Annotated in this window: 1 protein-coding gene; it reads left to right on the top strand. The window is 63.6% G+C overall.

Going from position 1 to position 1104, the window contains the following annotated elements:
- Positions 1 to 22: 22 nt before the first annotated feature.
- Positions 23 to 1104: glycoside hydrolase family 2 TIM barrel-domain containing protein (locus ACPYOG_RS19155; RefSeq protein ID WP_481295727.1), on the top strand; the 1082-nt coding region annotated here is incomplete at its 3' end.

Below are 1104 nucleotides of genomic sequence, written 5' to 3'. Positions count from 1 at the left end.
CCTCTACACCGTCCGGCTCGCTTTGACACATGACACGCGAACTCTCGACAGCGTCGAACTGCCCCTCGGAGTGCGGACGATCAGACTCGATCCCACGCACGGGCTGCGCATCAACGACGAAACCGTCAAGCTTCGCGGAGCGTGCGTCCATCACGACAACGGTCCGCTTGGTGGTGCAGCCCTCGCCGCCGCCGAAGAGCGCCGGGTGCGACTGCTCAAGGAGGCCGGATTCAACGCTATCCGCAGCGCCCACAACCCGTTGAGCGTGGCAATGCTCGACGCCTGTGACCGTCTCGGGATGATCGTCATGGACGAGGCGTTCGACGTGTGGGCCGAGAGCAAGTCCCCGTTCGACTACTCCCTCGACTTCCCCGAATGGTGGGAGCGGGACATCGAGTCGATGGTGTTGAAGGACCGAAACCATCCGAGCGTGATCTTTTACAGCATCGGCAACGAGATCCCGGAGTCCGGGTCGCCCATGGGTGCAGAGATCGGCCGGCGCCTCGCACAAACCGTTCGGCGCCACGATCCGCATCGCTTCGTCACCAACGGCATCAACGGGTTCGTCGCTGCCCTGAAGGACGTCATGGGCATGATGCGTCAGGCGACCACCGCGGGCGACTCGGGCGGAGTCAACGACGCGATGGGCAGCGCCGGCGACATGATGAACCGGATCAGCTCGTCCGAGTTGGTCACAAACAGAACCGAAGAATCCTTCTCTGTCCTCGACGCAGCTGGCATCAACTATGGTGACGGCCGCTACGAGCTGGATCGCGAGCTCTTCCCGGACCGCCTGATCATCGGAACGGAGACCTTTCCCGGCCATATCGATGTGCTCTGGCCGCTGGTCCTGCAGAACTCCCGCGTCCTGGGCGACTTCACCTGGACGGGTTGGGATTACCTGGGCGAAGTAGGGCTAGGCCGGGTGCGCGAACCGGATGGCGAGGATCGCAACATGGAAGGGCGCTACCCATGGTTGACGGCGTGGAGCGGTGACCTGGACATCACCGGGCACCGTAGGGCGATCTCCTACTACCGAGAGACCGTCTACGGCCTGCGCCACGAACCGTACATCGCGGTCCACCGGCCGGACCAGTACGGCAA

The sequence above is a fragment of the Leifsonia sp. HAY1-4F genome (assembly GCF_056755275.1).
Note: the sequence above shows the minus strand (reverse complement) of the source record. Positions and strands in the feature narration are given on the sequence as shown.